Annotated in this window: 23 protein-coding genes; 8 read left to right on the top strand and 15 right to left on the bottom strand. The window is 52.7% G+C overall.

What is annotated here, in order from left to right:
* Positions 1-122 precede the first annotated feature (122 nt).
* Positions 123-1,310 carry an acetyl-CoA C-acyltransferase gene (locus tag IEY39_RS03970; protein ID WP_188928753.1) on the top strand — a complete coding sequence of 396 codons (1,188 nt, stop codon included), beginning with the start codon at positions 123-125 and terminating at the stop codon, positions 1,308-1,310.
* 27 nt (positions 1,311-1,337) lie between these two features.
* On the opposite strand, the gene IEY39_RS03965 is transcribed toward IEY39_RS03970, so the two are convergent.
* Positions 1,338-1,709 (bottom strand): helix-turn-helix transcriptional regulator, encoded by a 372-nt coding sequence (locus IEY39_RS03965; protein WP_188928751.1) that lies wholly within the window; start codon positions 1,707-1,709, stop codon positions 1,338-1,340.
* Between the two features lie 129 nt (positions 1,710-1,838).
* Here IEY39_RS03965 and IEY39_RS03960 point away from each other — a divergent pair, with 129 nt between their 5' ends.
* Positions 1,839-2,696, top strand: coding sequence for a HEPN domain-containing protein (locus IEY39_RS03960; protein WP_188928750.1), 858 nt, complete (start codon positions 1,839-1,841; stop codon positions 2,694-2,696).
* A gap of 9 nt (positions 2,697-2,705) precedes the next feature.
* On the opposite strand, the gene IEY39_RS03955 is transcribed toward IEY39_RS03960, so the two are convergent.
* From IEY39_RS03955 to IEY39_RS03935, 5 genes are all read right to left on the bottom strand, one after another.
* Positions 2,706-3,116, bottom strand: a complete 411-nt coding sequence (locus IEY39_RS03955; RefSeq protein WP_188928747.1) for an RrF2 family transcriptional regulator — start codon at positions 3,114-3,116, stop codon at positions 2,706-2,708.
* Positions 3,117-3,221: 105 nt separating this feature from the next.
* Positions 3,222-3,938 (bottom strand): 4-hydroxy-tetrahydrodipicolinate reductase, encoded by a 717-nt coding sequence (dapB, locus tag IEY39_RS03950; RefSeq protein WP_188928745.1) that lies wholly within the window; start codon positions 3,936-3,938, stop codon positions 3,222-3,224.
* Between the two features lie 40 nt (positions 3,939-3,978).
* A complete protein-coding gene (locus tag IEY39_RS03945) occupies positions 3,979-4,659 on the bottom strand; it encodes a DUF5683 domain-containing protein (protein ID WP_188928743.1) in 681 nt (226 codons plus the stop codon).
* Positions 4,660-4,670: 11 nt separating this feature from the next.
* Entirely contained in the window at positions 4,671-5,591 is a 921-nt protein-coding gene (locus IEY39_RS03940; protein ID WP_188928741.1) for a ParB/RepB/Spo0J family partition protein, read from the bottom strand.
* A gap of 7 nt (positions 5,592-5,598) precedes the next feature.
* Complete coding sequence (locus IEY39_RS03935; RefSeq protein ID WP_188928738.1) at positions 5,599-6,399, bottom strand: ParA family protein; 801 nt, start codon at positions 6,397-6,399, stop codon at positions 5,599-5,601.
* A gap of 137 nt (positions 6,400-6,536) precedes the next feature.
* Here IEY39_RS03935 and IEY39_RS03930 point away from each other — a divergent pair, with 137 nt between their 5' ends.
* From IEY39_RS03930 to IEY39_RS03910, 5 genes are all read left to right on the top strand, one after another.
* Positions 6,537-7,769 carry a metallophosphoesterase gene (locus IEY39_RS03930; protein ID WP_188928736.1) on the top strand — a complete coding sequence of 411 codons (1,233 nt, stop codon included), beginning with the start codon at positions 6,537-6,539 and terminating at the stop codon, positions 7,767-7,769.
* Positions 7,770-7,895: 126 nt separating this feature from the next.
* Positions 7,896-8,543 (top strand): porin family protein, encoded by a 648-nt coding sequence (locus IEY39_RS03925; protein WP_188928734.1) that lies wholly within the window; start codon positions 7,896-7,898, stop codon positions 8,541-8,543.
* A gap of 58 nt (positions 8,544-8,601) precedes the next feature.
* Positions 8,602-9,189 (top strand): porin family protein, encoded by a 588-nt coding sequence (locus IEY39_RS03920; RefSeq protein ID WP_188928732.1) that lies wholly within the window; start codon positions 8,602-8,604, stop codon positions 9,187-9,189.
* 204 nt (positions 9,190-9,393) lie between these two features.
* Positions 9,394-11,793, top strand: a complete 2,400-nt coding sequence (lon, locus tag IEY39_RS03915; protein ID WP_229688755.1) for an endopeptidase La — start codon at positions 9,394-9,396, stop codon at positions 11,791-11,793.
* A 228-nt stretch (positions 11,794-12,021) separates the two neighbouring features.
* The gene (locus IEY39_RS03910) at positions 12,022-12,441 is read left to right on the top strand and encodes a response regulator (protein WP_188928730.1); all 420 of its coding nucleotides are present in this window, start codon (positions 12,022-12,024) and stop codon (positions 12,439-12,441) included.
* A 43-nt stretch (positions 12,442-12,484) separates the two neighbouring features.
* On the opposite strand, the gene bioB is transcribed toward IEY39_RS03910, so the two are convergent.
* The 7 genes from bioB to IEY39_RS03875 are packed head-to-tail and all read right to left on the bottom strand — an operon-like array spanning position 12,485 to position 18,963.
* Positions 12,485-13,468 carry a biotin synthase BioB gene (bioB, locus tag IEY39_RS03905; RefSeq protein WP_188928728.1) on the bottom strand — a complete coding sequence of 328 codons (984 nt, stop codon included), beginning with the start codon at positions 13,466-13,468 and terminating at the stop codon, positions 12,485-12,487.
* A 25-nt stretch (positions 13,469-13,493) separates the two neighbouring features.
* On the bottom strand, positions 13,494-14,960 hold the full coding sequence (locus IEY39_RS03900) for a hypothetical protein (protein ID WP_188928726.1): 1,467 nt from the start codon (positions 14,958-14,960) through the stop codon (positions 13,494-13,496).
* Positions 14,957-16,336: a class I SAM-dependent methyltransferase gene (locus IEY39_RS03895; RefSeq protein ID WP_188928724.1), complete on the bottom strand. Its 1,380-nt coding sequence runs from the start codon at positions 16,334-16,336 to the stop codon at positions 14,957-14,959. The genes IEY39_RS03900 and IEY39_RS03895 overlap by 4 nt, the downstream gene beginning before the upstream one ends.
* Positions 16,329-16,505 carry a hypothetical protein gene (locus IEY39_RS03890; RefSeq protein ID WP_188928722.1) on the bottom strand — a complete coding sequence of 59 codons (177 nt, stop codon included), beginning with the start codon at positions 16,503-16,505 and terminating at the stop codon, positions 16,329-16,331. The genes IEY39_RS03895 and IEY39_RS03890 overlap by 8 nt, the downstream gene beginning before the upstream one ends.
* Positions 16,505-17,629, bottom strand: coding sequence for a M42 family metallopeptidase (locus tag IEY39_RS03885; RefSeq protein ID WP_188928720.1), 1,125 nt, complete (start codon positions 17,627-17,629; stop codon positions 16,505-16,507). Before IEY39_RS03885 ends, IEY39_RS03890 begins: the two co-directional genes overlap by 1 nt.
* A 29-nt stretch (positions 17,630-17,658) precedes the next feature.
* Positions 17,659-18,498, bottom strand: a complete 840-nt coding sequence (locus IEY39_RS03880; protein WP_188928718.1) for a UbiA family prenyltransferase — start codon at positions 18,496-18,498, stop codon at positions 17,659-17,661.
* 9 nt (positions 18,499-18,507) lie between these two features.
* The gene (locus IEY39_RS03875) at positions 18,508-18,963 is read right to left on the bottom strand and encodes a hypothetical protein (protein WP_188928717.1); all 456 of its coding nucleotides are present in this window, start codon (positions 18,961-18,963) and stop codon (positions 18,508-18,510) included.
* A 61-nt stretch (positions 18,964-19,024) separates the two neighbouring features.
* Between IEY39_RS03875 and IEY39_RS03870 the strand changes: the two genes are divergently transcribed.
* On the top strand, positions 19,025-19,996 hold the full coding sequence (locus IEY39_RS03870) for a LuxE/PaaK family acyltransferase (protein ID WP_188928715.1): 972 nt from the start codon (positions 19,025-19,027) through the stop codon (positions 19,994-19,996).
* 43 nt (positions 19,997-20,039) lie between these two features.
* Here the strand turns inward: IEY39_RS03870 and IEY39_RS03865 are convergent, their stop codons facing one another.
* Positions 20,040-21,596, bottom strand: a complete 1,557-nt coding sequence (locus tag IEY39_RS03865; protein WP_188928713.1) for a TSUP family transporter — start codon at positions 21,594-21,596, stop codon at positions 20,040-20,042.
* Between the two features lie 84 nt (positions 21,597-21,680).
* Positions 21,681-22,910: a porin gene (locus tag IEY39_RS03860; RefSeq protein WP_188928711.1), complete on the bottom strand. Its 1,230-nt coding sequence runs from the start codon at positions 22,908-22,910 to the stop codon at positions 21,681-21,683.
* Positions 22,911-22,995 lie beyond the last annotated feature (85 nt).

The following is a 22,995-nucleotide window of genomic DNA, read 5'->3' as shown; positions in this document are numbered from 1 at the left end:
TTTCGTATCTTCGCGCCTGAGATGCTGGAAGCATCTCGTCCGAAGGACAGACATTAGCGCTTTGCCGGCGATGCGCTAAATTCGGGTGAGCGTATCGCCGGCACATAAATGCTAAAAGAACCATGAACAAAGAAGTGGTCATTGTTGCTGCCGTGCGAACACCGATAGGCAGTTTTGGCGGTGCGCTGAAAGGACTCTCCGCCCCCCGGCTGGGCGCCATCGCTATTCGCGGGGCATTACAAAGGGCGGGTATCCGGCCCGGCCAGGTGCAGGAAGTGTTGATGGGTTGTGTCCTGCAGGGCAATCTTGGGCAGGCCCCGGCCAGACAGGCCGCCAGGGGAGCCGGGTTGCCCGATGAAGTGATCTGTACGACGGTGAACAAGGTTTGCGCCAGCGGCATGAAGGCCGTTGTTCAGGCGGCACAGGGCATTACGCTGGGGGACATCGATATCGCCGTGGCAGGCGGCATGGAAAGCATGAGCAATGTGCCTTTCTATGTCGGCGAAATGCGTTGGGGAAACAAATACGGGAATACGTCGCTGATCGATGGGCTTGCCAAAGATGGGCTGACGGATGCCTATGATGGAAAGGCGATGGGTAATGCGGGTGATCTTTGTGCGGCCACCTGCGGCATCAGCCGGGAAGAGCAGGATGCCTTTGCCATTGGCAGCTATCAGCGCAGCCAGGCGGCCTGGAAGGAAGGGCGCTTTGCGGAGGAAGTAGTGCCGGTGGAGATGCTGCAACGCAAGGGCGACCCCGTGGTTATCGCCCGGGATGAAGAACCATATAATGTCAGGTTTGAAAAGATCCCGGAGTTGCAACCGGCGTTTCAAAAAGACGGGACGGTGACTGCAGCCAATGCTTCTACGCTGAATGACGGCGCTGCCGCCCTGGTGCTGATGAGCCGGGAAAAAGCCGATCAGCTGGGGCTGAAGCCGCTGGCAAGGATCCTGTCTTATGCCGATGCGGAACAGGCTCCGGAATGGTTTACGACCACGCCGGCCATTGCCGTACCAAAAGCGGTGGCAAAGGCGGGACTGAAGATGGAAGACATTGCCTATTGGGAAGTGAATGAAGCTTTCTCGGTGGTCGCTATCGAGAATACCCGGCGGATGAAGCTGGACCCGGCACGGGTGAATGTCAACGGAGGCGCTGTGTCCATCGGTCATCCCTTAGGCGCCAGCGGTGCGCGGATACTGGTGACGTTGATACATGTATTAAAGCAGAATAAGGCAAGGTATGGGGCCGCCGGGATTTGTAATGGGGGAGGCGGAGCATCGGCCATTGTGATAGAAAATTTGAACTTGTAAATAAAAGGCGGCGCCAGCCGCCTTTCTTTATTTTTCCGGGAGCCGTGCATATAGGCGTTCCATCTCTTCCCGCAGCGATTTTATCTCCTGTAAGACATAGGATAGTTTGTCTTCCCGTACAACCGGTGAAGCTTCCGTTGAGTGGTCATAGGGAGTCAGGCCCGTGCCGATTGGCCTGTGGCCCGGATTGCTTTCGGCCAGGTCGATCTTGATCAGCGTATCCAACGGAATATCAAAAAAACTGCTAATTACGAGCAGCTCATCCAGGTTTGGCTCACTGATCCCGTTCTCCCAGTTGCCTATCGTCGTCTGTCCTTTCTTTATCAGAGATGCAATCTCAGACTGGGTTTTGGACATTTGTTTCCGCAGATACCGCAGGTTCTTTCCTAAATAGTGCATAGCAATAAAGATAGAATCGTAAAAAATTATTACCTTTTTTGGTAATTTGTATCAATTTTCGTGATATTTGTATTGTAGCTTTGGACAAATATAGCCAAAATTATTGCTAACACATAACCTTATAAAACTATGAATACTTCGCTTGGGCATCTGTCTGCGGGACAGCGTGAAATGCTCGAAAGGGCCGTCAAGATCATCGTTCGGGCGGTGAGGCCGGAGAAGATCATTCTCTTTGGTGTGTATAGTGGTGCGGGTGATGCGGGTCTTCATCATCATTTACCACGCGAACTTGGCGCATTCGATCTGCTGGTAGTGACGAGGGAAGAAGAGCGACGTTCGGACTATGAGCTGCAGGATATCATCGAGAGCCGGTGCCGGGAAGAAGTGGCGGTGACGGCCCTTGTGCATGATATCGCTTATGTCAACAGACGGGTGAAGGAGGGGCAGTATTTCTTTTCGATGGCGGTGCTGGAGGGGATCCTGGTATTCGATGCGAGACTGGCGCCACTGGCCGAGGCTTTTCTTCCCGATTTGGAGGCGGTGAGGATGCTTGCTGAAAAAGATTTTGAAAGATGGATGGGGCAATCCGGCGACTTTTTCCACAGTGCTGAATTCCTAAAAGGGCAGCGGAGGAGGAATGCGGCTGTCTTTTTGTTGCATCAGGCGGCGGAGCAATGTTACCAGGCCATCCTGCTGGCGTTTATGGGGTATAAGCCTACGACACACAACCTCGATAAGCTGAGGCGTTATACGAACAGGTTTTCCATCGAGCTTGCAGTATTGTTTCCCCGCGACACCAAAGAGGAGGAAGAGCTTTTCCGGCTGTTGTCATCCGGGTATGTAAACGCCCGTTATAAGGAGGAATTCACCATCTCCGCAGAAGAATTGGAGATGCTGACGGAAAGGATCCGCCGGTTGCTGGATATTGCCGAGAGGGTTTGTTTGAATCACTTTATCAGCCTGAGCAAGCGGGCAACCAGTGGATAAAAGAGATAATCACCCTTTTGCCAGGTCGGCGATGGTCTTTTTTTCCAGGATCTTCAGGTTGGCGTCTCTCACTTGCGACATCACCGTGTGTAAACCACAGCTTTTTTCGTCGCAGTTCTTACATCGTTCGTAAAAGTAAAGACTGACGCATGGTAAAAGGGAGATGGGGCCATCCAGGAGTCGCATAACGGTTGCCAAGGGTACGTCCTTCGGGTTTTTGGCAAAGTAATAACCGCCGCCTTTTCCTTTTTTGCTATCGAGGATATTGGCGTTTTTCAATTCCAGCAGGATATTCTCCAGGAATTTCAGGGGGATCTTTTTTTTCCGTGCGATCTCTGCGATCAGCACCGGTTCGTCGGTTTCTTTAGAGGCCAGGTACATCAGCGCCTGGAAAGCATATTGCGTTTTTTTGGATAGCATCTTTTTTCCTTGGTTTTATATGCACCAATAGGCCATCGACAAAAATAGGCCTATTGGCGCATATGGTTTATGTCGGACCTTCGGTCGAACCGCCTCCGGCGGTTCCTAGAATCCTAGCACCTCGCTCATCTGATAGATCCCTTTTTTGTCCACAATGAATTCTGCGGCCAATACGGCGCCGGTCGCAAAACCCCGGCGGTTATGAGCCGTGTGGGTGATCGTGATCGTATCGATGGGGGAGCTGTATTCGATGGTATGCGTGCCGGGCGCAGGGTCAATACGCTCGCTCAGGATCTCCAATTCATCTAAGTTATCACTAATATGATTAACCCATTCTTTTTTCCGGCTGATTTTTTCCAGGATCTGCTCTGCCAGCGTGATCGCCGTTCCGCTGGGCGAGTCCTTTTTTTCGGTATGATGGGTCTCGATGATCTGTACATCATATTCCGGGCGGGGCGCCATCAGGGCGGCCAGGCGCTTATTTACCTCAAAGAAGAGGTTGACACCCACGCTGAAATTACTGGCGTACAGGAAGGATCCATTTCGCTTCCGGCATTCCTCTTTCACCTCCTCCAGCCGGCTAAGCCAGCCCGTTGAGCCGGAGACCACCGGTACGCCTGCTTCGAGGCAACGGATGATATTATCATAGGCGCTTTCAGGGCCCGTGAACTCGATGGCGACATCGGCTTCCTTTATCCTGGCAACGGTGTTGTCCTGCTGGTTTTCGATGGACACTTTGAGGACGATCTTGTGGCCTCTTGACACGGCGATCTCTTCTATCGCCTTTCCCATTTTTCCATAACCGATGAGCGCGATCTTCATATTGAGAGCAAATTTTGCAAAGTTAAGGTTTTTTCACCTCTCAGGGCAGTGCAGCAAGCGCCTTGTATTTCGGCTTATGGAAGTCGACAAGCAGGCTAAGACCCATGCCGGGCCCCATCGGCCCACGGACCATCGCATTGCTGGAAGGGTGGTCCAGGTGGAGGCTGAGTTCGTTGCCGACATCGAAGTTCATCAGGTGGGCGTCCACCGTGGCATCCACGATGTTCAATCCCCAGAAGAGGATGAAGAAAAGAATGGAGTAATCCTCATCCTTCCGGTATTCATTGCGGTAATTGCGAAGGGAGTTATCATCTCCGTTCGTTACGAAGGGTTGTAATTTAGGGTCCACCTTTTTAAACACGCTGTCGGGAACACCGGTGGCCGATCCCTGGTAGGTGTCGATGACAGAGATGGCATACTGACATCTATCGTACCATTTCTTGTTGTCGAAATACAAATAAGCCGGGATCCCTACGGCGGCCCAGACGATGGGAACCTTCCAGTATTTCCGGTTATATATTTGCCCAAGGCCGGGAAAGAAAGTAGAATAGAGGGTCGCCTTACGGGGATTGTGCGAGTGACGCGCCAGCGTGTCGATCTTGTAAGGAGATTCTGTGTGCTGCTTGCGGATGATGGGGAGGGTGTCGGTCTTCTGGCCGCAGCAAATGCCGTGCAGGGACAGTAATCCTATAACCAATAAAAAGAACCGGGCCATGTTCATGTGGAGAATGCTTAGTTTACAGAGACACCCAGTTGGTCCAGCAATTTATTCAATTCCTGAAGCGAGTAATACTCAATGGAAATGCTCCCTTCTCCTTTCTTGTTGTGATTGAGCTTTACCCGGGTGCTGAAGTGCGATGCTAAGTTATCTTCAATTCTTTTGAATGCCTCGGGCAGCGTGGGCTTTACCGAATTTTTAACAGGGGTGTTCTCCTTGTAAAGCTTTCTGACCAGCTCTTCCGTCTGGCGGACAGAAAGGCCTTTTTTCTTTATCTCGTTGAAGAGGTATAGTTGTTTGTCAACGGTGTCCACGTTGATGAGTGCACGCGCGTGCCCCATCGATAACTGGTTGCTGCGCACCGCTACCTGGATGTCGGGCGGTAACTTCAGCAGGCGGATATAGTTGGCTACCGTGCTTCTTTCTTTACCCATCCGCTCGGCCACCTGCTCCTGGGTGTAGTTGAGCTCTTCCATCATCCGCTTGTAGCTAAGCGCGATCTCCATTGCGTTGAGGTCTTCCCGTTGGAGGTTCTCGAGCAGGGCCAGCTCGAGCAGCTGCTGGTCGTCGGCCTGGCGCACATAGGCGGGAATATCCTTTAGCTCGGCGATCTTAGCCGCGCGAAAGCGCCGCTCACCGGAGATGAGCCGGTATTTTCCCGTCGGCAGTTTGGAGACCGTCACGGGCTGGATGATATCGTGCAGGCGGATGGACTGCGCCAACTCCTGCAGGGCCGTCTCATCGAAATCATGGCGCGGCTGCCGGGGATTGGTCTCTATCTGGTCGAGTGGAATGCGCAGCATGTTGGTGACTGCTTCCACGACGGAAGATTTCAATTCTCCCGAAGTCGTTTTCAGGTCGGCATCTATGCTTTGCAACAGAGACCTGATACCCTTTCCAAGGGCTTCTTTATCTTTTTTATGCGGCGTTGTCATTGCGTTTCTATTCTAAGATTCTCTCTTCCTGCCTGATCCGCGTCATGTTATTCTTTTGCAGGATCTCTTTGGCCAGGTTGAGGTAATTCACGGAGCCTTTGCTCAGGGCATCGTAAAGGATCACGGGCTTGCCTACACTGGGTGCTTCGCTGATCTTCGTATTCCGATGGATGATGGTGTCAAAAACGATCTCATCAAAATGTTTGCGTACTTCACTCACCACCTGGTTGCACAAACGCAGCCGGCCATCATACATCGTCATCAGGATACCCTCGATGGCCAATTGGGGGTTGAGGCGGCTCTGGACGATCTTCACCGTATTCAGGAGTTTGCCAAGGCCTTCCAGGGCAAAGAATTCCGTTTGCACCGGCACGATGACCGAATTGGAGGCCGTCAGCGCGTTCACCGTGATCAGACCCAGCGATGGCGAGCAATCTATAATGATAAAATCGTATTCGTCTTTCACCGGCTCGAGAATACCCTTCAGCACACTTTCCCGGTTGGGATAGTTGATCATTTCTATTTCATAGCCCACCAGGTCGATATGGGAAGGAACCACATCCAGGTGGGGGATCTCGGATTTGAGAATGACATCCTTCACCGGGATATGATTGACCATACAGTCATAAAGACTCTGGGTCACATTGTGCAGGTCGAATCCCACCCCGGTGGTGCTGTTTGCCTGAGGGTCCGCGTCTACCAACAGCGTTTTGAATTCCAGCACGGCAAAACTTGCCGCCAGGTTAATGGCCGAAGTGGTTTTGCCCACACCTCCCTTTTGATTTGCAACTCCTATAATTTTTCCCATAATATTTCGAGCCGCTTCCCGCGGCTCCTGGTGTAAGTGGGCAAATTTACATTCTTCGAGATTATATTTCGCTCATTTTTTGGCACAAAGCCATATTTCGGGAAGTTTGCTGCAATTTTGCGCAAAATTGACCCGAAATGCGAAGCCGGCGGTTTACCCTGATTGTCGTTATTGTGGCAATATTATTGGATATCTATGTTTTTCAGGCAATAAAGACAATTACCCAAGGCATGCCTACGCGCTGGCGGACGATCGTTTTCAGCACTTACTGGGGGCTGTCGGTCGTTGCGCTGGCAACCTTGATCATCCTTCCCTACCTGCACTGGCAGTATATGCGGGTGAACAGTTACCTGATGGCTATCATTTTCGGCATCTACATTGCCAAATTGCTAACCGTAGCTTTCCTGCTGGTAGATGATACCCGGCGGCTGATCCGCTGGGTGATCGCCCGGTTCTCCACAACTGCTGCCGGCCCAGATGAGGACGCTATTTCCCGAAGCGTCTTTCTTAGCTGGCTGGGCCTGGGACTGGGAACTGGTGTATTTGGTTCGCTTCTATATGGGTTTGGGAATAAATATAATTATAAGCTCCACCGGGTGAGGATGGCTTTCGAAAATCTTCCAGCCTCCTTTAAAGGATTGAAAATCATTCAAATATCGGATATTCATTCCGGCAGCCTCGCCAATCCGGAGGCGGTGAACAAAGGCATCGACCTGATATTGGCCGAGAAACCCGATCTCATCCTCTTCACCGGCGACCTCGTCAATGACCTTGCCACGGAAGTGAAGGATTATAAGGCCATTTTCGGCCGCCTGGAGGCCCCGATGGGGGTATTTTCGGTGCTGGGGAACCATGACTATGGGGATTATGTCTGGTGGGAGACACCCGAACTGAAAGAGGCCAACCTCGACCACCTCAGACAGATACAGCAAGAGATGGGCTGGCGCCTGCTGATGAACGAACATGTCGTTCTGCAGCGGGGTGAAGGACAGATAGCCCTCATTGGCATCGAGAACTGGAGTGCCAAGGCCCGGTTCCCCAAGTATGGCAGGATGGACCTGGCCTGTCCGGGAACCGAGAAATATCCTTTCAAGATACTGATGAGTCATGATCCCAGCCATTGGGATGCCGAAGTGAGACCACAGTACCCGGATATCGACCTGATGCTTTCCGGCCATACCCATGGTATGCAGTATGGCGTCGAGCTCCCAGGATTCAAATGGAGCCCGGTGCAGTTTCTCTATAAGCAATGGGCGGGTCTCTATCAGGAAGGGCGTCAGCGGCTATATGTCAACCGGGGATATGGCTTTATCGGCTACCCGGGGCGTTTCGGCATATTACCGGAGATCACCGTCATCGAACTAGCTTGATCCCCGTATATGTTGTTAGAAAACTGTTAATGTATTAACGAGTCTTTTAAGGATTTTAACATACCAATAGATTATTCAACCGTATTTTCATTCAATTTTTACATGGAACCCAAAACAGCATCAACAATGAAATCGAATATGAACAAATTGGCTTTTAACAAATGGTCCGGAATCCTTGCCTTTCTGCTGCTTACTGCATCTGTCACTACTACCTATGGCCAGTCCTCGCTTCAGCTGGGTCTGAAGGCCGGCGGGAATTTCTTCAAGGTGGGCGGCAGATCGTTTGACGGGAAGACCTACCCGGGGTTCAGCGCCGGAGCATATGCAAAGCTGAATTTTACTTCCAAATGGTCGCTGCAACCAGAGCTGTTGTTCAACCAGACGATATGCAAAACATCTGATGATTTCGCAAATATCTATTACGGGCTCACCGGTCAGCTGGTAGCTTTGAATTATGTTGCGGTTCCGGTGTTGATCTCTTTTAAACCTATACCCGAATTATCCATCTTACTGGGACCACAATATGGTTACCTCGTCAGCCAGACCACTGGTTTGTTGGGAGGCCCGGCCAATCAGGGAAAGAACGCTTTCAATAAGAACGATCTTTCGCTTGTTTTCGGCGGACAGCTCAACTTAGGTAAGGTCATCTTTGGTCTGCGGTATTCTGCGGGGTTGAATAATATTTCCTTTGAAACGACGGACACATGGCGTCAATATGGAATTCAGGCCTACCTGGGGTATCAATTGTGGGATGTCAAACTGAGAAAGAAATAGTGGCATATAAGTTGAATTAATACCTGCAATCCATTCCTTTAAATTAAAACAATCCATCATGAAGAGGAAAGCATTCGTATTGTCCGTAGCGCTTGTGTTAGCCATACTCCATACCCAGGCGCAAGGTATTCATTTGGGCATCAAGGCCGGGGCCAATCTGTTTAAGGTGGATGGCCAGTCCATGAGCTCGGAATTCAAATTTGGTTACAGTGTCGGAGCCTTTGCTGAGCTCAACGTTACTCCCAATTGGGGTATCCAGCCTGAATTGTTGTTCAATCAGACGAATTATCGCACCGGCACGCAGTTCAGTTCTATCTATCCCAACGGTGTCAATAGTGTGGAAGGTAAACTGAACTACCTCAGCATTCCGGTGCTATTGAGCTTCAGACCGATTCCGCTGTTGAGCCTGCAGGCGGGCCCGCAGTTCGGCATCCTGCTGAACCAGGATGAGAGCCTTGTGAGCAATACAAAGGACGCTTTCAAGAAGGGTGACTTTGCTGTGGTGGCGGGTGCGCAACTGAACCTTGCCAGCATTAAAGTGGGCGCCCGGTATGTCATCGGGTTGAGCGATATCAACGACCTGCAGAATCAGGAATCCTGGAAGAACCAGGGATGGCAGGTATATGCCGGTTTCCGCCTCTTCTAGGCAATAGAAACGCAATAAGACAGCCTCTCCTGCCAAAACAGGGGGGCTGTTGTTTTTTGTGCCTGTTTTGGCATGCCCAGGGGGGCTGGCACCAATCTTGCCAACAATATAATTCGTTCCTAAAAGAGTAGGATTTTTCCTTTACAGGTGCTATTTTGTCATTCCAAAGCCGGACCATGGGCCCGGCAAATAAACAAGTAGAAATTGAAAGAGAATTTATTCATGCGTGCGGAAGATGACTTGGACTTTATGCCCATCATACCCTTGAATGAAACTGATAACGAAGGCCTGAACGATATCGAGATCCCCAAAGAACTTCCCGTACTACCTCTGCGCAATACCGTACTGTTTCCAGGCGTGGTCCTTCCGATCACCGTGGGCCGGGATAAGAGCATAAAGGCAGTCAACGATGCATATAAGGCGGACAAACTCATCGGGGTGCTGGCGCAAAAAGACAGTACCATCGAAGACCCTACCGTTAGCGACCTGGAAGACGTCGGTACCGTAGCCCGCATCATCAAACTGATAAAAATGCCGGATGGCGGAACTACGGTTATCCTTCAGGGTAAAAGACGGTTCAAGGTAGGCGCCGTCACCGCCGAAGATCCCTACTTCAAGGCGCAGGTGGTGCTGTTGCAGGAAGAAGAAGCGCCCAAGGAGCAGGACTTCGAAGCGTATGTGTCGAATATAAAGGACCTGGCGGCCCAGATCATTCAATTGTCGCCTAACATCCCTTCCGAAGCTTCGATCATCCTGAAGAATATCGAGAACCCCTCCTTTCTCATACATTTTATTTCCAGCAACCTCAATACCGAGCTGCATGAGAAGCAACAGCTGCTCGAGATACATCACATCAAGTCAAGAGCCGACCTGCTGATGCAGCTGCTGCAGCGGGAGTTGCAGTTCGCCGAGCTGAAGAACAAGCTGACCAATAAGACGAAGACGGAATTGGACAAGCAACAGCGGGAATACTTCCTGCAGCAACAGATGAAGAGCATCAAGGATGAGCTGGGCGGTGACAGCAACGAGCGGGAGGTAAAGGAGATGCAAAAGAAGGCCGAGGCGAAGAAATGGCCTGCCGCTGCGCGAGATCTTTTCATGAAGGGTGTCGAGCGCCTGGAGCGGATGCACCCCAGCACCCCGGATTATTCCGTTGTCTACAATCATCTCGACCTGATGCTGGAGCTTCCCTGGCAGGACTATACGGAAGATTCCTATGATCTGAAAAAGGCGAAGAAGATTCTCGATCATGATCACTATGGGATGGATAGGGTGAAAGAGCGCATCCTCGAATACCTGGCCGTACTGAAATTGAAAGGGGACATGAAGAGCCCGATACTCTGTTTTGTCGGTCCGCCGGGTATAGGCAAAACCTCGCTTGGGCGTAGCATTGCCAATGCTATTGGCCGCAAATATGTGCGCATTTCCCTTGGCGGTCTCCATGACGAAGGCGAGATCAGGGGGCACCGCAAGACCTATATTGGCGCCATGCCCGGCCGTATCCTTCAATCCCTGCGGAAGATAAAGTCGTCCAATCCTGTCATGATCCTCGACGAGATCGATAAGACGGGCAGCGACTTCAGGGGAGACCCGAGTTCTGCGTTGCTGGAAGTGCTGGACCCCGAGCAGAATCATACGTTTTACGATAACTACCTGGAGTTGGAATACGATTTGAGCAAGGTGCTTTTCGTGGCGACGGCCAATGATATCAACGCTATCCAGCCGGCGCTCCGCGACCGGTTGGAGATCATCGACCTCAGCGGTTATGCGGTGGAAGAGAAAGTAGAGATCGCCCGGCGTCACCTGGTGCCCAAGCAAAGGGAGGCCCATGGCCTGGCATCGCTGAACTTCCGGATTGGCGACAAGGTGTTGGAGAAAGTGATCCAGGATTACACCAGAGAAAGCGGTGTCCGGGAACTCGACCGTCAGTTGGCTTCAATTATGCGCTACCAGGCGAAAGAATACGCTATGAAGGGTAAACTCAAGGCGCAGCTGACACAGGCGGACATCGAGAAGATGCTGGGCAAATCCAGGTATAGTAACGATCTCTATAAGGTAGCTAATATGCCGGGAGTGGCAGTAGGGTTGGCGTGGACCTATGTAGGCGGGGACATCCTGTTCGTGGAGACCAGCCTTAGTGAAGGGAAAGGAGAGCTGAAGCTTACCGGCAATCTTGGTAATGTCATGAAGGAAAGCGCCGCCACTGGTTTTACTTATCTGCAGTCCAATGCACGTAAATATGATATAGACCCCGAAGCATTCAATAAGAAGACCATCCATGTCCATGTGCCGGAAGGCGCCGTACCCAAAGATGGGCCTAGCGCGGGGGTGACGATGATGACCGCGATGGCTTCCGCCTTCACCGGCAAGCGGGTGAAACCCTATTTAGCCATGACGGGGGAGATCACCTTACGCGGCCAGGTGCTGCCTGTTGGCGGCATCAAGGAAAAGATACTTGCGGCCAGGCGCGCCGGGTTGAAGGAGGTGATCCTTTGCTGGCAGAACGAGAAGGATGTGCAGGAGATCGACTCTGCCTTTATTAAGGGGCTCAAATTCAATTATGTCAAAACCATGCAACAGGTGCTTGAACTGGCCCTGGTGTGATTTAAGATATTGTTATGAACCATACCAACACGTGAGCTGTTAGAATTACAGATTTTCATGTTGGTTGTTTTAAGGGTTGGGGGGCCCGGCGCTTGCGCCGGGCCTCTTTTTGTTCGGCCGTAAGGATTATTCCTTACGGGAAAATGGGTAATCGATTGTGGATTTGATCGATTTGCTTTTTTTTTATTCCCGAAACAGTAATTTTGGAATCGTGAGAAAATACCTTCCATGATCAAGCTAATCATCGTAGACGATCATTTCCATGTTCGTGAAGCCTGGAGCTGGGTGCTGAACCAAATTCCCGGGCTTACTGTTATAGCGCAATGCGCCAACGGCCAGGAGGCCATAGAAGCGGCTCAACGGTTGCAGCCGGATGTGATGTTGATGGATATTCATATGAAACCCGTCAACGGCATCGAAGCAACCCGTACTATTCGCGGATTTTCTTCCGATATAAAGATCATCGGCGTTTCCGTGCAGGCCGAGCGCTCTTATGTCAATGAAATGTTGCGCAACGGAGCCAACGGCTACGTCACCAAGAATTCTTCCAGCCAGGAGATGGTGACCGCCATCGACGAGGTGCTGGCGGGCAAGACCTACATCTGTGAAGAAGTAGGCCATCTGCGTCCCGTCGTAGCCGTCCGCTGACGCGCGGCTGTCCGCTAATGCGCGGCCGCCCGTTGATGCCGGCTTAGCGCAGCTCTGTTGCGAGTTCCTTCTCATCCTTGAAAGCGACCCGCGGTCTGAGTCCCAGGAGTTCGAACATAAGATTATCCTCTTCAAAGGAGGGGTTGGGTGTGGTGAGCAGCTTCTCCCCGGCAAAAATGCTGTTTGCCCCGGCCATAAAGCAGAGCGCCTGTTCTGCCTGACTCATTTCGGCCCTGCCGGCGCTAAGCCTTACCATGGTCGAAGGCATGAGGATACGTGCGGTGGCGATCATCCGGATCATATCCCAGACATCCACTTTTGCATTGTTTTCGAGTGGCGTACCTTTTACGCGCACGAGGGCATTGATGGGTACGCTCTCGGGGTGCTGAGGGAGGGTGGAAAGCGTATAAAGCATCTTGATACGATCTTCATGTGTTTCGCCAAGTCCGATGATGCCGCCGCAACAGACGGTCACTCCTGCTTTCCGGACATTTTCCAGGGTCCGCAACCGGTCGTCATAGGTGCGGGTAGAGATGATCTCGCCGTAGTATTCCGAGGAAGTGTCGAGATTGTGGTTGTAGGCATAAAGGCCAACGTCCGCGAGTTTTTTCGCCTGGTCTTCATTCAACATGCCGAGGGTGCAGCAGACCTCCATCCCCATCTCATTGACGCCCTTCACCATGTCCAGCACGCGGTCGAAGTCCTTGTTATCCCTTACTTCCCGCCAGGCGGCGCCCATGCAGAACCGGGTGGAGCCTGCGGCCTTTGCCTTTGCGGCATATTCCAGCACTTCGTCTTTCTTCATCAGGGCCTGTACACCCACGCCGGTATTATAGCGGGCTGCCTGCGGACAGTAGGCGCAGTCTTCAGGACAGCCGCCGGTCTTGATGGATAGCAATGTACAGACCTGTACCTCGCCGATGGTATTGTGCTCCCGGTGAACCGTAGCGGCCCGGTAGATGAGGTCGAGCAAGGGCGTATCGTAAATCTCTTTTATTTCGGAAAGTGTCCAGTCGTTTCGATTCATGGTTATCGGTTTATATGTTGTATGTTCATTCGCTATCCTGCAAAAATATGGTAGAGTCTCTTAATAAAGGAAGATTTGAACGGAACAATTTGTTGAAGACCACCCTAAACTGGTTGACATTGCTGATACTGTCATAGAGGCAGGAATAGCCCCTGTCAGGAAAATAAACAGCATTTTGATTATTAAAGAAATAGGAGAAGTCACTCACATCATGCCAGGCTCTCACTCCATGGTCCGACATAAACAGGATGACGGCCTTTCCGCCGGAGTTGCCTTTTATCGCGGTGATCAGCTGTTTTGCCTGCAAATTGGTATAGGGCAGGTAGTCCAGGTAGTCTTTGAGCCGGAAGTCCACATTTGTGGCTTCCGGGCTGCGCCGGTGGAGGCTGCTGTCAAACAGGAAGGGGCTATGCGGCAGCGCGACGTGCATGTAAATAAACCGCGGCCTTGCCGGATGCAGGCTACTGGCCTGTATGGTGCGGCTGATGACCGTTTCATTCGTTTTGTAGACATTCCCGAGCTTCGAAGCGCGAGGGATAAAGCGCTGCAACACGTAACCGAAATCCCTCTCCAGGTAATCTGCCAGGGTGTGATAGGTGATGAGCTTTGTATTGGTGGCGATGAAGGGCTGGGAGACCGTCGACGGATGTCCGGGAAGGTCGAAGGGAGAAAGGTTGACAATGTCATAGCCTTTTGCTATTAAAGAATTCACGACCTCGGATTTCCTGAGGGGCTCCCAGACATTGGTATAATCGTCCGATGTCAGTGCTTGCGGGTGGCTAATCCCATTGAGATAGGACATATTCAGCATCGAGGCCATGGAGAATGAAGTGAACCAGTAATTGCTACGGCTTTTCCCCTGGATGTGAAAGCCTTGTGCCTCCAGGAAGCTGTCGAGGCCGTGGTTGTCATAATGATAGACATCCCGCAGGGTGCGGCTGCCTGTATATTCGTCGAAGACCAGCAGATAAATGTCTGGTTTTGCGCAGGTGTCGCAAGCAGGCTGCCCTTCACTGAAGACGGCTACCGTTGAAAAGCGGGGCGACCGGCTTTGAAGACTCTGCCAGGTCAGCGTAGCTCCGTCGTAGAGGATGCTGAGCAGGAACAATAGGTTCAGGTATAGACTCAACCTTGTAAAGGGAGCTTTTTTCCGAAGGTAAAGCGTAAGCAGCACGGTTAGTCCGAGGAAAACGGGTAAAAGTATACTGTAACGATGCAGAAAAATGGAGTGTTTCCGCAGGGGGTCATGGATAAAGCCAAAAAAGAGGTAGAAGGCCATGACGAAGGACGCCACCAGCGCCGCATTGATGCTGTTGCGGAGAAGGGCATAGAAAAGGAGGTAGAGGATCAACGCCGCAAGAAAGTAGGCTCCTGTCAGGACGAGACAATCCGTCACCCGGATGAACCTTGCATTTCGTACAAATCCATGAAAAACGAAAAAGAGCGGAAACAAAAAAAGGAAAAAGGAGCGGTTTGCGGCGGGTATTTTCATTGGCCCTCCTTCTTTCTCATGAGATACAATATCCTTTCGGTGCCGGGAATGGGCGTCCGCCGGATGATGGTGAAATACCGGCCGAACTCCTGTTCAAAGGCGTTGGCATTATAAGGTTTGTGGAAGCCGGGCTTGTTACGGGTGAGAAGAATCGCTTTTTCGTCTGTCGCGGCGACGAATTCGACGATAAGATGCGCCCTGGTCAGTCGGGCGATGTAACCAGCCAGCATATGGAACGGGATGTTCCTGGTGAGGACAAGGTGATGGATCAGCGCAAGGGCAATGACAAGATCGCTTTCAGCCCTTTCGGTGAAGGATGATCTTTCGGCATGGCCGAACCCGGAGGCAGGGGTGGGGTCGGCAATATCTATGCACAGGGGGTAAATGGACGTACCCGTGTCCCGGCACCAGCGATACAGGTTTCCGATGCAGGCCCAATCGCTATCGGCTGCGATGACAAGGGCTTTTCTCTCCGCCAGGATCTTCGAAAAATGACCATCGTTCGCACCCAGATCGAGTGCAGAGGAGAAGCCGATGGATCCGAGCATTTCCCGGAAGATCTTTTCTTTTTCCGCGAGGTAGGAGGAACTGAGGATCGTTTCGCTGTAATACCGGCGCCACGAGCCTTCACCGGGTGCATCCGTCCGGAGCTTTTGAATGGTGCTCTCCAGGTTATCAACCACCAGGAGCAATTTTTTTTCGTCGAAGGGCGGCAACCTGGCGGCATCACCATCCCCTTGCCGGATGCGGGCGGGCAAAACTACATGCAGCCAGATCCCCGGCCGCAAACGGCTTTTCAGCGGCAGCTGTGGAAGGGTGGTGGAGGCTGCAATTCCTTCGGGATAAGCGGCCAGGATCTTATGGACGCCCTGGTGATGGTAGTGATGGAGCAACAGCGGATAAAGAAAACATTCACAAAACTGCCGGTAGGCTACCCATGGCCGGGAGGCGTCATAGCGTTCAAAGGACAGGCTGTCTATAAACAGGGGTCTTCCGTCTGCAAATTGGATATTCGTGGGGCTGGCGTCTTTCAGGATCATTCCCCGGCTGATCGCGGCGCGCAGGATGCCAAGCGTCAGCAGGGCGGCGTCTTTCAACTGATCGGGACTCCATTCGGCCGGATAACTGATAAAAGGTAATTGCCGGGGCAACAAGGTCTTTAGATGGCCGGGTCCGCCGATGGGGCCCTGTTCGACCTCTGAATGGCCGATCAACCAATTTTTACTACTGAGTGCCTGATACAGCCCGGAGTCTATCAGTTGCCGGTAATCGTCTGCATATTCTTCGTTCACCTGCCGGTAGCAGAGCCCGTCCAACCGAAAGATGAACCCCGATGGGTCTCTATACGAGGCCGGATGCCGGGAACGGTCAGGCATTTCCTTCGTCATTCTCCGTTGACGCCCCCTTTTTTTTCCGGACGAAAAATGTTTTTACTCTAAGCCAAAACCGTTTAAAATAGAACAGTGCTCCCAGGACGGCGCCAATGATCACCTGCACGAGATAGCTCCCGCTGCCGGGATCGATGTATAGGAGCAGCCCTTTCATTAGAGATAGCTCAGATTTGTTTTGGGAGTCAAGATAAGCAAAGTTTCATACATAAGCCTGATCGTCTGTTCGACGTCCTTTTTGTGCAGCATCTCCACTGTCGTATGCATATATCGCAGGGGGATGGAGATGAGGACGGAGGGACAGCCATCGTTGGCGTAGGCAAAGGAGTCCGTATCGGTGCCTGTGCTGCGGGATACCGCCCGCATCTGGACGGGGAGCTCGTTGGTGGCAGCCGTCTCCTGGACGATGGCCAGCAGCTTGTTGTGCACCGCCGGACCGAAAGCAAGGCTAGGCCCCTTGCCGCAGGCGATCTCTCCTTCGATCGCCTTATTGATCATGGGCGTTGTCGTGTCGTGGGTGACGTCGGTGATGATGGCAATATTGGGGCGAAGGCGTCTTGCTATCATCTCCGCGCCCCGAAGCCCCACCTCTTCCTGCACTGCATTGACCACGTAGAGGCCGTAGGGTAGTTTTTTCTTGTTTTCGCGCAGCAGGCGGGCCACTTCGGCGATCATGAATCCGCCGATGCGGTTATCAAAGGCCCGGCCGATGAGATAATCATAACCCAGTTCGGCATAGCCATCCTGGTAGGTGACGACGGCGCCGATGTGTACGCCTAGTTCTTCTATTTCTTTCTTGTTGCGTGCGCCGGTGTCGAGAAACAGGCTGTCCACTTTTGGCTGTGGCTCTTTCGCATCCGGATTGGCAAGCCGCGTATGGATGGCCGGCCAGCCGAATACTGCCGGAACGCGGCCCTTTTTCCCATGGATAAAGACCCGCTGTCCGGGTGCTATCTGATGGTCGACGCCGCCATTGCGTTTCAGATAGAGCAGGCCTTCGGGGTTGACATAGTTGACGAACCAGCTGATCTCGTCCGCATGCGCCTCGATCACGACCTTGAAGGGCGCGTCGGGATTGACGATCCCGACTGCCGTTCCATAAGGGTCGGTGAAACAGCTGTCCACATGGGGTTTCAGGTAGTCGAGCCAGAGTTTCTGGCCGCTGGTTTCGAAGCCTACAGGGGAGGGGTTGTCTATGTATTTTTTTAAGAATTCCCAGGACCTGGGAGTAAGGATAGAAGTAGATGTAGATGTAGAGCTGCTCTTCGCACTTTTTGCCATTGTTGAATTACTTATGGCAGCAAATGTACTTAAATCCTAAAAATGAACATCAGCAGGCCAGAAAACATCATCAGCCCGTCCAGGACGATGTAGTACAGATCATCGGAGAAATTGCGTTTGCTCGGCCGGTATAGGGCGGTGGTAATGACGCCGGGGATCACCAGCAGGAAGATGTAATAAGCCGGGTAGTGATAAAAGGCGAGGGCAATATTGCACAGGAAGAAAAGGGTCATGGATAGCCAGAAGAGGCGGTCGATGCCTTTTTCGCTCAGCAGCGTGATCAGGCTGCGGATGCCCTGATCTTTGTCGTCTTGTCTATCGCGATAGTCGAAGATGATGCAGATGGCATAGATGAGGAAGAAGCGGCCGGTGGTGAACAGGACAAAGGAGACATTCCATTGCGCCCCGGCTACGATGAGGGGCAGCACTGTTGTCACATAGACCCATACAAAGGCGAGGAAAAGGGTCTTGCCGACGGCGATCTTCCGCAAATGATGGAAAATAGGGTGGGGTATCTTGGGCGCGGAATACAGGAAGGTAAGGAAGGCACCGAAGCACAGTGCGAAAAAATAAGGCAGAAGGTAAAAGAAATATACGCAGGCGCCGACGACGCCGGTGAGGTAGAGAACGAAATGCAGGGCTTTATGGTGGTTAGTCCATTGTACCCGCCGGGATGGGCTGGCCGATCGCGGGGTGAGGTACCAGTGGAAATTGTAGCTGCAGATGGTGGAGAAAAAGACAAACCCGAGGAGCCGGTCTGAAGGCGCTGCTCCCAGCAACAGCCAGGTGGTTTGCCAGACCATCAGCACGGCGCATAAGGCAATATACAGGCTGCTGAAAACAAAATAATCGATGATCTTTCTGAACACGCCCCTAAGTTACGGATTTAGGATAACGATCTTGGGAGAAGGTATCGTATCGCTGGAAACATTGCCCGTAGTTAGTACGAAGAATTTGTAAATAAGGGTATCGTTTATGTGCAGGTCGGAGGTCTGACTAAGGAATCCCTGGGCGGGCAGGGCAAAACGCATTTCTCCACTCGAACTGCCGTTGAAATTGGGTATTTGCACCGGAAATGTATCCACGCCGGCGGTATCCTGGGCGGGGATTGGCGCCTGGTTGAGCCTTTTGCGGATGGCGACGAAGGTACCGTTGCTGAGACCGGCGGCATTGCTCAGTTTGAACAGGGCCCGCATAGAGTCGTCATGCTGAACGACGGTATTGATGGATTCAATGGAGATCTTGGGTTTGCTGCCCGAACCGCTCTTGCCGCAGCTGATTGCGATGATGATGACCAGGAGAAATACGGATACCAGGAAGTAGCCAGGCTTCATGTGGAAGTATTGATAGTTACAAACCTACCTAATTTTAACTAAAAGGGGGTATTTTTGTGGGGTGCATTTAGCATTTTTTAACAATTGGGACCCTGCGGATTTTACTTCTCAGGCCCTTGAGCTTTTCCGATTCCAGTTTACCCATAATGCGCTCTACCGCCGGTATGCCGAAACCCTGGGAGTGAACCCGGCAGCCGTCGCAAGGCTTGAGGACATCCCCTTCCTGCCGGTGAGTTTTTTCAAGACCCATGCGGTGAAAACCACTGATTTCATCCCCGAGACGGTATTTACCAGCAGCGGAACGACGGGGATGGTGAGCAGCAGGCATGAGGTGAAAGACCTCGAACTCTACAAAGCGAGTTTCAGGGCGGCTTTTGAGCAATTTTATGGCCCCATCAGGGATTGGTGCATCATCGGGCTCCTGCCTTCCTACCTGGAAAGGACGAGCAGCTCGCTTGTCGTTATGGTCCATGATCTCATCGAACAAAGCGGCCATCCGCAAAGCGGGTTCTACCTGTATGAACATGAAGCGTTGCATGGCGTATTGCAGCAACTGGAGGCCCGGGGGCAAAAGACCCTGCTTATCGGGGTGACCTTCGCCCTGCTGGATTTTGCCGAGAAATATTCCATGTCCCTGCGGCATACGGTGATCATGGAGACGGGGGGGATGAAGGGGCGGAGGCGTGAGCTTATCCGTGGGGAATTGCATGCTTTTCTCAGCGGCCGGCTTGGAGTGGAGACCATCCACGCCGAATACGGGATGACCGAATTGCTGTCCCAGGCCTATTCCCCGGGACAGGGGCTCTTCACCTGCCCGTCCTGGATGCGGATGCTGGTGCGTACCGAGGACGATCCGCTGGAAGTAAGGATGCAGGGGGAAGGCATCCTCAATGTCATCGACCTGGCCAATCGCTGGTCATGTGCTTTTCTTGCGACGGATGATGTGGGGCGTATCTTTCCCGACGGGCGTTTCGAGGTCTCGGGGCGGGTCGACAACAGCGATATCCGGGGGTGCAGCCTGCTCGTGGCCTGAGCGCCGCGGCCTTCCAGAGATGGCGCCGGCCGATGGTGTGCGCTTAATGATGCAGCACCTGCTGGATGGATTTCCATAGCGTGCTGCAGCTGGTGAGGATGACCAGGGCGCCTACCGCGATGAACATCGTCTTCACCGGCAGCTTACCCACCAGCCGGGCTGCGATGGGCGCGGCGACAATGCCGCCCAGGATCATCCCGGCGACATCGAATAACGGGATACTCTTCAGCAGGATGAAAAAGGTGATAGAGCTGGCCAGGACGACGAAGAATTCCGCCAGGCATACCGAACCGATGACATAGCGGGGGTTACGCCGTTTGGAGATGAGCGTGCTCGTTACCAGGGTTCCCCAGCCGCCGCCCGCAAAGGCGTCCGTAAATCCGCCCGCGGAGGCCAGCCAGCCGGCCCGCTTTACCTTGTCTTTGGGGTTTCGCCGGACAAAGGCCTTTCTAAAGATATAGTAGCCCAGGTAGACGGTATATATCGAAAGGGGGATGCGTACATATTTCGCATATCCCTGGCTGGTGAAAGCCATGGCGGCGCCGAGGACGGCGCCGATGATGCCGGGGATGACGATGGTGCGGAACAGTTTTTTGTTGATATTACCGAAACGGTGATGGCTATATCCCGAAACACCGCTGGAAAAGACGCGCGCCGAGTGGACGCGGCTGCTCACGATGGCCGGGGGTACACCATAGGCCAGCAGGAAGGTGGTGGAGATGGTGCCATAGCCGAGGCCCAGCGACCCGTCGACCATCTGCGCCAGAAAGCCCGCCAGGGTCATGATCAGAAAGCTGGTGACGTCAAAGCGCTGGGGCAGGGAGCGGAAGAAGTCGAGGATGCCTGCAAAAGGGACAAGGGAGAGCAATCCATGACCCAGGATCATAAAAAGAAAAGCAAAGAGGCACCATTTGACCACCTGCTGCCAGCGGTTGTAACGCGGCTGTTCGGGTAATGCGGGGCTCGCCCGTTTGGCTACCAGCACCTTGGTCAGCTCGTTGAGTTGCCGCACCTTCTCGGGGAAATCGCCGTTGATCTGCTGCCGGATGGAATGCATATTGTTGAGTACGCTTTCCATCTCGTCGGGTATCATCCCGCCGAGTTCTTCCTTCAGACGTTTGGCGATGGTCGGAGACTTCCCGTTGGTGGAGATCGCAATTTTGAGATTCCCTTTCCGGACAACGGAGCTGAGGTAGAAATCACAGAGGTCGGGGGTATCGGCTACGTTCACCAGGATGCCGCGCTGTTTTGCGTCATGGGCTATCGTTGCGCTGACAGACCGGTCGTTTACAGCCACTATGGCGATATCTGTTTCGTTGAGGTCATCGGGCTCATAGGGGCGTTGTACCAGGTGGACGTTCGGGTGCTGTGCGGCGAGCTCGCGCACCGCTGTACTTATCAATGGCGCAACGAGCGTAATGGCCGTGGCCGGGGAGTTCTGCAGGACGGTCTGCAATTTTTCCAGACCGACGTTGCCGCCGCCCACGATCAACAGCCGAAGCTGCTCGAGCTTTACAAAAACCGGGAATAGCGTGTTACCGTTTTTCTCTTTCGTATGAACGTCGTTGCTCTCCATCGTTGGATACATAAAAGTAGTCATTTTCATCTTAATTACCTACTGAAATAGTCGACAATTGCCTACTGAATCAGTCGACCAATAGCCGTGCGCGAAGTGGCTGCCGGATCAGAAAGCCAATTGCAGCTGCGCTTCGAACATGTTGTTATTGATAGCCGGGCCTTGCTGGTCGCGCAGCGAGTAGTATACCTGCAGCTTGGTCCAGACATTGAAGAAATAATTCATGCCTAGATCGTAATACGTGCTTCTGTTCTGGGTCTTTGCCGTGTTGGGATCGTAGTAATCATAGCGGAATACAGCCTGCAGGCGCCGGGGCAGGAAAAAATAAGCGGCCTGTCCATACCAGCCCTCGTGCACCGTGAGGCCGGCGTCACCCGGGTGGTTCACCTGCGAAGAATTGCCTTCCTGGCCCCTGATGTATTCTCCTTTCAGGGAAAGACCGGAATAATTGAGCGCCAGCTCGGTGCCCCACCGGATACGTTTTTGGTCTTTGGTTGGGGAGGAGGTGAAGCGGTCGTTCCCATTGTAGTATGAACCACCTATGCTCAGGAATTTCAGCGGATGAATGACCAGCCGGGCGTCCAGGTCCTTGGACTGGTTGTTGTCGAGCGTATTGATACCGGCACCGTTGAGCAGCTGAACCGAATAATCCAGGAAGTAAGTATCCTGCTTTCTTATGAGGCTGCCAGACGCCTGGAGACCTATATCGCGGCCGTTCTGGTTGCCGATGGAATCCACCAGTCCGCCCGCCGCATCCCCTTTGCGTGCGACAAGTGCGTTAACGACCTGGGAGCGTTCGATCAAGTCGAGATTTCTGTCCTGGGTCATGTTCTCCTGTGAGAAGGCGAGGATCATCTGACCCGCCTTGAGATGCAGGAAATGGAAGGGTTTGTAAGTGACATAGGCTTCGATGAGGGTAGGGGAGATCAGGGCTCCGCCGGTGGGTGCCGTACCCGAGGCCCCGCTGCTGCCTACGAAGTCGAACAATAAGCGGTAGTCGAACTGCGAGGCGAAATGCCCCTGGAAGTCAAGCCGGGCCCTTTTGATACTAAAACCGTCGTAGAATTTTCCCGGATGACTGAAACTTTGCCAGACCGCCTGCGTATACCCGCTGAGGTCGAGGGACCGGCCCAGCCGGAGCGGAAAGGAGTCGGCGATCTCTTCTTCCCGGTGTTGTCTGACGGAATAATCCCTGCGGAGGGAATCGGCCTCCTGTTGGGTGATGGCCCCTTTTCTGACCATCAGTTTGAGGATATCGTCGGTGGTTTGGGCGTGTGCGGTTATCGTAGCTCCGGCAAGGAGTGCGAAGAACAGGATTGCGGTAGTGGTCCATCTCATAAACGGCGGTGGTGGTTTTGTTATGTTAAATTATTAGTCTACTAATTTAGTAGAGTAAAAGTATGTAAAAAAACCGTTGCTGGTG

The organism is Puia dinghuensis (genome assembly GCF_014642875.1).
Classification (GTDB): domain Bacteria; phylum Bacteroidota; class Bacteroidia; order Chitinophagales; family Chitinophagaceae; genus Puia; species Puia dinghuensis.
The sequence above is the reverse complement of the archived record's forward strand: the minus strand, read 5'-3'. Positions and strand labels throughout refer to the sequence as shown.

Bases quoted from the DNA above. Each gene is read 5' to 3' on its own strand.
- IEY39_RS03970 (WP_188928753.1), top strand. From the start codon at position 123: ATGAACAAAGAAGTGGTCATTGTTGCTGCCGTGCGAACACCGATAGGC.
- IEY39_RS03965 (WP_188928751.1), bottom strand. From the start codon at position 1,709: ATGCACTATTTAGGAAAGAACCTGCGGTATCTGCGGAAACAAATGTCC.
- IEY39_RS03960 (WP_188928750.1), top strand. From the start codon at position 1,839: ATGAATACTTCGCTTGGGCATCTGTCTGCGGGACAGCGTGAAATGCTC.
- IEY39_RS03955 (WP_188928747.1), bottom strand. From the start codon at position 3,116: ATGCTATCCAAAAAAACGCAATATGCTTTCCAGGCGCTGATGTACCTG.
- dapB (WP_188928745.1), bottom strand. From the start codon at position 3,938: ATGAAGATCGCGCTCATCGGTTATGGAAAAATGGGAAAGGCGATAGAA.
- IEY39_RS03945 (WP_188928743.1), bottom strand. From the start codon at position 4,659: ATGAACATGGCCCGGTTCTTTTTATTGGTTATAGGATTACTGTCCCTG.
- IEY39_RS03940 (WP_188928741.1), bottom strand. From the start codon at position 5,591: ATGACAACGCCGCATAAAAAAGATAAAGAAGCCCTTGGAAAGGGTATC.
- IEY39_RS03935 (WP_188928738.1), bottom strand. From the start codon at position 6,399: ATGGGAAAAATTATAGGAGTTGCAAATCAAAAGGGAGGTGTGGGCAAA.
- IEY39_RS03930 (WP_188928736.1), top strand. From the start codon at position 6,537: ATGCGAAGCCGGCGGTTTACCCTGATTGTCGTTATTGTGGCAATATTA.
- IEY39_RS03925 (WP_188928734.1), top strand. From the start codon at position 7,896: ATGAAATCGAATATGAACAAATTGGCTTTTAACAAATGGTCCGGAATC.
- IEY39_RS03920 (WP_188928732.1), top strand. From the start codon at position 8,602: ATGAAGAGGAAAGCATTCGTATTGTCCGTAGCGCTTGTGTTAGCCATA.
- IEY39_RS03910 (WP_188928730.1), top strand. From the start codon at position 12,022: ATGATCAAGCTAATCATCGTAGACGATCATTTCCATGTTCGTGAAGCC.
- bioB (WP_188928728.1), bottom strand. From the start codon at position 13,468: ATGAATCGAAACGACTGGACACTTTCCGAAATAAAAGAGATTTACGAT.
- IEY39_RS03900 (WP_188928726.1), bottom strand. From the start codon at position 14,960: ATGAAAATACCCGCCGCAAACCGCTCCTTTTTCCTTTTTTTGTTTCCG.
- IEY39_RS03895 (WP_188928724.1), bottom strand. From the start codon at position 16,336: ATGCCTGACCGTTCCCGGCATCCGGCCTCGTATAGAGACCCATCGGGG.
- IEY39_RS03890 (WP_188928722.1), bottom strand. From the start codon at position 16,505: ATGAAAGGGCTGCTCCTATACATCGATCCCGGCAGCGGGAGCTATCTC.
- IEY39_RS03885 (WP_188928720.1), bottom strand. From the start codon at position 17,629: ATGGCAAAAAGTGCGAAGAGCAGCTCTACATCTACATCTACTTCTATC.
- IEY39_RS03875 (WP_188928717.1), bottom strand. From the start codon at position 18,963: ATGAAGCCTGGCTACTTCCTGGTATCCGTATTTCTCCTGGTCATCATC.
- IEY39_RS03865 (WP_188928713.1), bottom strand. From the start codon at position 21,596: ATGACTACTTTTATGTATCCAACGATGGAGAGCAACGACGTTCATACG.
- IEY39_RS03860 (WP_188928711.1), bottom strand. From the start codon at position 22,910: ATGAGATGGACCACTACCGCAATCCTGTTCTTCGCACTCCTTGCCGGA.